This window comes from Microcella sp. (assembly GCF_030645145.1).
Classification (GTDB): Bacteria; Actinomycetota; Actinomycetes; order Actinomycetales; family Microbacteriaceae; genus Microcella.
Map to the genome: position 1 here is coordinate 1 of NZ_JAUSMI010000154.1, position 6,119 is coordinate 6,119.

General features: G+C 71.2%; 5 protein-coding genes and 1 pseudogene. 1 reads left to right on the forward strand and 5 read right to left on the reverse strand.

Features of this window, described 5'->3' with window-relative positions:
• A pseudogene (locus tag Q7T15_RS10555) lies at window positions 1-124 on the forward strand (IS481 family transposase); the annotation flags it as partial.
• A gap of 13 nt (window positions 125-137) precedes the next feature.
• Here the strand turns inward: Q7T15_RS10555 and gltX are convergent.
• From gltX to typA, 5 genes are all read right to left on the reverse strand, one after another.
• The gene (gltX, locus tag Q7T15_RS10560) at window positions 138-1,646 is read right to left on the reverse strand and encodes a glutamate--tRNA ligase (protein WP_304696052.1); all 1,509 of its coding nucleotides are present in this window, start codon (window positions 1,644-1,646) and stop codon (window positions 138-140) included.
• 30 nt (window positions 1,647-1,676) lie between these two features.
• Window positions 1,677-2,972, reverse strand: coding sequence for an MFS transporter (locus tag Q7T15_RS10565; protein ID WP_304696054.1), 1,296 nt, complete (start codon window positions 2,970-2,972; stop codon window positions 1,677-1,679).
• Between the two features lie 51 nt (window positions 2,973-3,023).
• A complete protein-coding gene (locus tag Q7T15_RS10570; protein WP_304696056.1) occupies window positions 3,024-3,803 on the reverse strand; it encodes a fumarylacetoacetate hydrolase family protein in 780 nt (259 codons plus the stop codon).
• 98 nt (window positions 3,804-3,901) lie between these two features.
• On the reverse strand, window positions 3,902-4,414 hold the full coding sequence (locus Q7T15_RS10575) for a hypothetical protein (protein WP_304696058.1): 513 nt from the start codon (window positions 4,412-4,414) through the stop codon (window positions 3,902-3,904).
• 14 nt (window positions 4,415-4,428) lie between these two features.
• Window positions 4,429-6,119: translational GTPase TypA (typA, locus tag Q7T15_RS10580; RefSeq protein WP_304696060.1), on the reverse strand; the 1,691-nt coding region annotated here is incomplete at its 5' end.

Genomic DNA, 6,119 nt, shown 5'->3' on the forward strand with positions numbered 1-6,119 from the left:
GCAGGTGTTCCTCTCCAACGACGCTCGCGCTGCTGCTCTTGCGCCGTGGCTGGAGCACTACAACACTCGACGCATCCACTCCGCCATCGGAGCACCACCGATCAGCCGAGTGTCACCAACGTGACTGCCGAGTACAGCTAGGCCGGCTGCAGGCTCGCGCGCAGCGCCCGCAGGCGGGCGAGGGTCGAGTCGCGGCCGAGGAGCTCCATCGACTCGAACAGCGGCGGGCTCACCCGACGACCCGAGACGGCGACGCGCAGCGGGCCGAACGCGAGGCGCGGCTTGAGGCCGAGACCGTCGATGAGCGCCTCGCGCAGGGCCGCCTCGATGCCCTCGGGCGTGAACTCCTCGAGCCACTCGAGCGCGCCGATGCCGGCGTCGAGCACGGCGACCGCGTCGGGGCCGAGCGAGGCTCGAGCATCCGCCTCGATCTCGAGGTCGTCGTCGGCCGTGAACAGGAAGCCGACCATGCCCGGCACCTCGCCGAGCAGTCCCACGCGCTCCTGCACGAGGGGCGCGGCGGCGGCGAGCAGCTCGCGCTCCTTCGGGCGGGGCACGTCGTTGAAGAGGCCCGCTCCGCTGCAGTAGGGGATGCTCCGCTCGACGAACTCGTCGAGGGGGAGCCGCCGCACGTGGTCGCCGTTGATGGCCTCGGCCTTCTTCTGGTCGAAGCGCGCGGGGTTGGGGTTCACGTCGCGGACGTCGAACGCGGCGATGAGCTCCTCGAGCGTGAAGACGTCGCGGTCGTGGCTGAGGGACCAGCCGAGCAGCGAGAGGTAGTTGAGGAGCCCCTCAGGGATGAACCCGCGATCGCGGTGGTGGAAGAGGTTCGACTCGGGGTCGCGCTTGCTGAGCTTCTTGTTGCCCTCGCCCATGACGAAGGGCAGGTGCCCGAACTGCGGGATCGCCTCGGCCACGCCGATGTCGATGAGCGCGTGGTACAGCGCGATCTGGCGCGGCGTGGACGAGAGCAGGTCCTCCCCGCGGAGGACGTGCGTGACGCCCATGAGCGCGTCATCGACGGGGTTCACGAACGTGTAGAGCGGGGCGCCGTTCGGCCGCACGACGACGAAGTCGACGAAGCTGCCCTGCGGGAACGTGATCTCTCCGCGCACGAGGTCGGTGAAGCTCAGTGCCGTATCGGGCACGCGCAGGCGCAGCGCGGGCTGGCGGCCCTCGGCACGATAGGCCGCCCGCTGCTCGTCGGTGAGCTCGCGCTCGGCGTTGTCGTAGCCCATCTTCGGGTCGCGGCCCGCGGCGATGTTGCGGGCCTCGATCTCCTCGGGCGTGAGGTACGACTCGTACAGGTGGCCGGCATCCGTCAGCCTCTGGATGATGTCGGTGTAGATCTCGCCGCGGTGCGACTGGCGGTAGGGGGCGTGCGGGCCGCCGACCTCGACGCCCTCGTCCCAGTCGATGCCGAGCCAGCGCAGGGCGTCGAGGAGCTGGTGGTAGCTCTCCTCGCTGTCGCGGGCCGTATCGGTGTCCTCGATGCGGAAGATCAGCTTGCCGCCCGTGTGGCGCGCGTAGGCCCAGTTGAAGAGGGCGGTGCGCACGAGGCCGACGTGCGGCGTGCCGGTCGGCGAGGGGCAGAAGCGCACGCGGACATCGCTGTCCGTGGCGGTGGAGAAGGCGGGGGAAGTCATCGCCTGCGATCCTACCGGCGGGCGCGGCGGCTACCGGCGGGGCGCGTGCCCGCCCGCGGCGCGCGGCGTCAGCGCGAGCACGACCACGACGACCGCGACGAGCCCGAGCGCGATGAGCGAGAGGCCCGAGTAGCCGAGGGCGGCGAGCGTCGGCCCGGCGAGCAGCCCGCCGACCGCGCCGCTGCCGCTCATGAGCAGGTCGCTGCGACCCTGGATGACCGTGCGCCGGTCGGGCGCGGTCGACTCGGTGAGCAGGGCGCTGCCGGCGACGGTCGCGGCGCTCCAGCCGAGGCCGAGGAGAATGAGCCCGGCGACGACGGCCGCCTCGCTCTCGGCGCCGAGCGCGGTGAAGAGCAGGCTCGCGACGAGCAGCGCCTGCCCGATGAGGATCGTCCACCAGCGGCCGAGCCGATCGGCGAGGATGCCGAAGACCGGCGACAGCGCGTACATGCCCGCGATGTGCAGGCTGATCGTGAAGCCGACGACCACGAGGCTCGCGCCGTGGTCGGTGAGGTGCACGGGCGTCATCGCCATGACGCTCACCATCGTCGCGTGGCTGAGCGCGAGCGCGATGAGCGCGAGGCGGATGCCCGCGCGGTCGCTGCGCGCCGCCTCCGCCCCCGACTCCCCCGCCGCTGTCGCCGCGGCGGCGGCATCACGAGCGAGTCGCAGTGCGAGCCGCAGGGGGTCGGGCCGCAGCGCGACGAGGTAGAGGGTCGCGGCGAGCACCTGGGCGGCGACGGTGAAGAGGAACGGCCCCGAGAGCGGGGGCAGCCCGATGGCGGCGCCGAGCTGCTCGCCCGGACCGATGAGGTTGGGGCCGCTCACGGCGCCGACGGTCGTCGCCCACACGACGAGCGAGAGGTCGCGCCCGCGCGTCGCGGGGGCGGCGAGGTCGGAGGCGGCGAAGCGCGACTGCAGGTTCACGGCCGTGCCGACGCCGATGAGCATGATCGCGATGAGCAGCAGCGGGAAGCTCGGCAGGCCCGCCGCGACGATCGCGAGCACGGCGCCGGTCGCGGCCGTCAGCGCTCCGGTCGCGAGGGCGGGGGCTCGGCCGACGCGGCCGGCGAGGCGCGCGAGCGGGATCGCCGCGAGCGCGGCACCGAGGGTCGCCATGGTCGCCGCGAGACCGCTGTAGGCGGGCGAGCCGGAGACCTCCGCGGCGAGGATCGCGCCGATGCTCAGCGTCGACCCCATGCCGAGCCCGGCGAGGACCTGCCCGGCCATGAGGGTCGTCCGCACGCGACGCTGCACGGCGGCGACGTCGACGGGGGCGGCCGCTGGCGACGGAACGGGAGCCGGGGCGGGAGCGGTGGAGCTCATGGCTCCATCATGCCCCTGCCGAGCATCCGGCGCGCGGGCCGAACGGCCCGATCAGTAGTCGCGGTCGTCGCGGTTCTTCGCCGGGTTGCTGAGCGTGCCGAGCCCCTCGATCGTGATGTCGATCGTCTGGCCGTCGACGAAGCCGCCGAGCCCATCGGGCGTGCCCGTGAGGATGATGTCGCCGGGCAGGAGGGTCCACACGTCGCTGATGAACTCGATGAGCTCGGGGATCTTGTGCAGCAGGTCGGCGGTGTTGCCCTTGCGGCGCAGCTCGCCGTCGACGAAGGTCTCGATCGCGAGGTTGGTCGGGTCGAGCTCGGTGTCGATGAAGGGCCCGAGCGGGCAGAAGGTGTCGTAGCCCTTCGCGCGGGCCCACTGGCCGTCGGCGAACATGACGTCGCGAGCCGAGACATCGTTGGCGATCGTGACGCCGAACACAACGTCGCGCCAGTTCTCGGCCTTCACGCGCTTGGCGACCGAGCCGATGACGAGCGCGAGCTCGCCCTCGTGCACGATGCGGCCCTCGACCGGCGGGATGACGATGGGGTCGCCGGGGCCCACGACCGCGGTGTTCGGCTTGAGGAAGATCAGCGGGTTGGCGAGCGCGTCGTGCCCCATCTCCTGCGCATGCGCGGCGTAGTTCATGCCCACGCACACGACCTTCGAGCGCGGGATGACCGGCGCGAGGATCTTCGCCTCCGACAGCGGCACTCGCTCGCCCGTCGTGTCGTAGCCGTGGTACATCGGGTCGCCCGTGAGAACGACGAGCTCATCGTCGTCGACGATGCCGTACCGGGGGGATCCATCGGTGCTGAATCGCGCGATCTTCACGGCGAGAGCCTACCTTCTGTGCAGTCCTGCTTCATGCGAATGCATCGAGTGCGCGCGGGCGCGCGGGGCGCCCTCGGCGCTGCGGCGAGCGCGGATGCTCAGGCCGGGGTGACGACGTACGTCGCCGTGACCTCGCCCTGGGCATCCGTCGCGACCGAGAGGTCGACGCGGTACGCGCTCGACGTGAACGCGCCGTATCCGCTGCTCTCATCGCTCGAGACGCCGCTCGCGGCGAAGCCCGCGCCCTCGAGGGCGGTGGCGGCCGCGTCGAACGCGCCCGCGCCGTCGAGGCGGGTGCGGACGACCCAGCCGGTGCCGTTGGGGCCCGCTCCCCCGCCGAGCACCTCGCCCGTGAGCGGGATCTCGGTCGGGAAGCTCGCGGGGGGCTCACCGTCGGTCGACAGCTCGACGCCGCCGAGGACGTCGTCGACGAGACCGCGGACGGACTCGTCGATGCCCGAGGTGATCTGCTCGACGCCCTGGTCGACGAGCCCTTCGACGATGTTGTCGAGCGGTGTGCCCGTCGCGCAGCCGCTCGCCCCGAGGGCGAGCGCTCCGGCGAGAGCGGCGGCGGCGAGACGGCGGGCGGTGCGTCGGGGGGCGCGGCGCATGGTGACTCCTCGGGTCAGGCGTTCTGCTTCTTCAGGCGCGAGGTCGCGCGGGCGCGCAGGGTCTGGTCGAGCTCGACCTTGCGGATCCGCACTTTTTCGGGCGTGACCTCGACGCACTCATCCTCGCGGGCGAACTCGAGGCACTCCTCCAGCGTGAGCTGACGAGGAGGGGTGAGTCGCTCCAGCTCCTCCGCCGTGGAGGAGCGGATGTTGTTGAGCTTCTTCTCCTTGGTGATGTTGACGTCCATGTCGTCCGCGCGCGAGTTCTCGCCGACGACCATGCCCTCGTAGACCTCCTCGGTGGGGTTCACGAAGAACGACATGCGCTCCTGGAGCGTCATCATCGCGTTGCTCGTCACGACGCCCGAGCGGTCGGCCACGATCGAGCCGTTGTTGCGCGACTGGATCGAGCCGGCCCACGGCTCGTAGCCGTGCGAGATCGCGTTGGCGATGCCGGTGCCGCGGGTCGTCGTGAGGAACTCGGTGCGGAAGCCGATCAGACCGCGGCTCGGGACGAGGAACTCCATGCGGACCCAGCCGGTGCCGTGGTTCGACATGCCCTCCATGCGGCCGCGGCGCGCGGCGAGCAGCTGGGTGATCGCACCCAGGTACTCCTCGGGCGCGTCGATGGTGAGCTGCTCGAACGGCTCGTGGAGCTTGCCGTCGATCGTCCGCGTGACGACCTGCGGCTTGCCGACCGTGAGCTCGATGCCCTCGCGGCGCATGTTCTCGTCGCGGATGGCGAGCGCGAGCTCGCCGCGGCCCTGGACCTCCCACGCGTCGGGGCGGCCGATGTCGACGACCCGGATCGAGACGTTTCCGATGAGCTCGCGGTCGAGGCGGTCCTTGACCAGACGAGCCGTGACCTTGGTGCCCTTCTCGCGACCTGCGAGCGGCGACGTGTTGGTGCCGATCGTCATCGAGATGGCGGGCTGGTCGACCGTGATGAGCGGCAGCGCGATCGGGTTGTCGGGGTCGGCCAGCGTCTCGCCGATCGTGATGTCGGGAATGCCGGCGATGGCGACGATGTCGCCGGGGCCCGCGCTCTCGCCGGGGACGCGCTCGAGCTCCTGGGTGACGAGCAGCTCGGTGATCTTGACCTTCTCAGTCGTCCCGTCCTGCTTCATCCAGGCAACCTGGCTGCCCTTCTTGAGGGTGCCTTCGAAGACGCGGACGAGCGCGAGGCGACCGAGGAACGGTGACGCGTCGAGGTTGGTGACGTGCGCCTGCAGCGGCGCACCCTCGGTGTACTCGGGAGCCGGTACGGCATCCATGATCGTCTGGAAGAGCGGGATGAGGTTCTCGCTGTCCGGCATGCCGCCGTCTTCGGGCTGTGTCAGCGATGCGCGACCGGCGCGGGCCGAGGCGTAGACGACGGGGAAGTCGAGGGCCTCCTGGCTGTGGCTCTCGTCGAGGAGGTCCATGAAGAGCTCGTAGGTCTCGTCCACGACCTCGGCGATGCGGGCGTCGCTGCGGTCGGTCTTGTTGACGACCAGGATGACCGGCATGTCGGCGTTGAGCGCCTTGCGCAGCACGAAGCGGGTCTGGGGGAGCGGGCCCTCGGAGGCGTCGACCAGCAGCACGATGCCGTCGACCATCGACAGGCCGCGCTCGACCTCGCCGCCGAAGTCGGCGTGACCGGGGGTGTCGATGATGTTGATCAGGATGTCCTTGCGACGGACCGCGGTGTTCTTCGCGAGGATCG

What these genes read in the sequence shown, in the direction of transcription:
- gltX (WP_304696052.1), bottom strand. Translation starts at nt 1,646, where the DNA reads ATGACTTCCCCCGCCTTCTCCACCGCCACGGACAGCGATGTCCGCGTG.
- Q7T15_RS10565 (WP_304696054.1), bottom strand. Translation starts at nt 2,972, where the DNA reads ATGAGCTCCACCGCTCCCGCCCCGGCTCCCGTTCCGTCGCCAGCGGCC.
- Q7T15_RS10575 (WP_304696058.1), bottom strand. Translation starts at nt 4,414, where the DNA reads ATGCGCCGCGCCCCCCGACGCACCGCCCGCCGTCTCGCCGCCGCCGCT.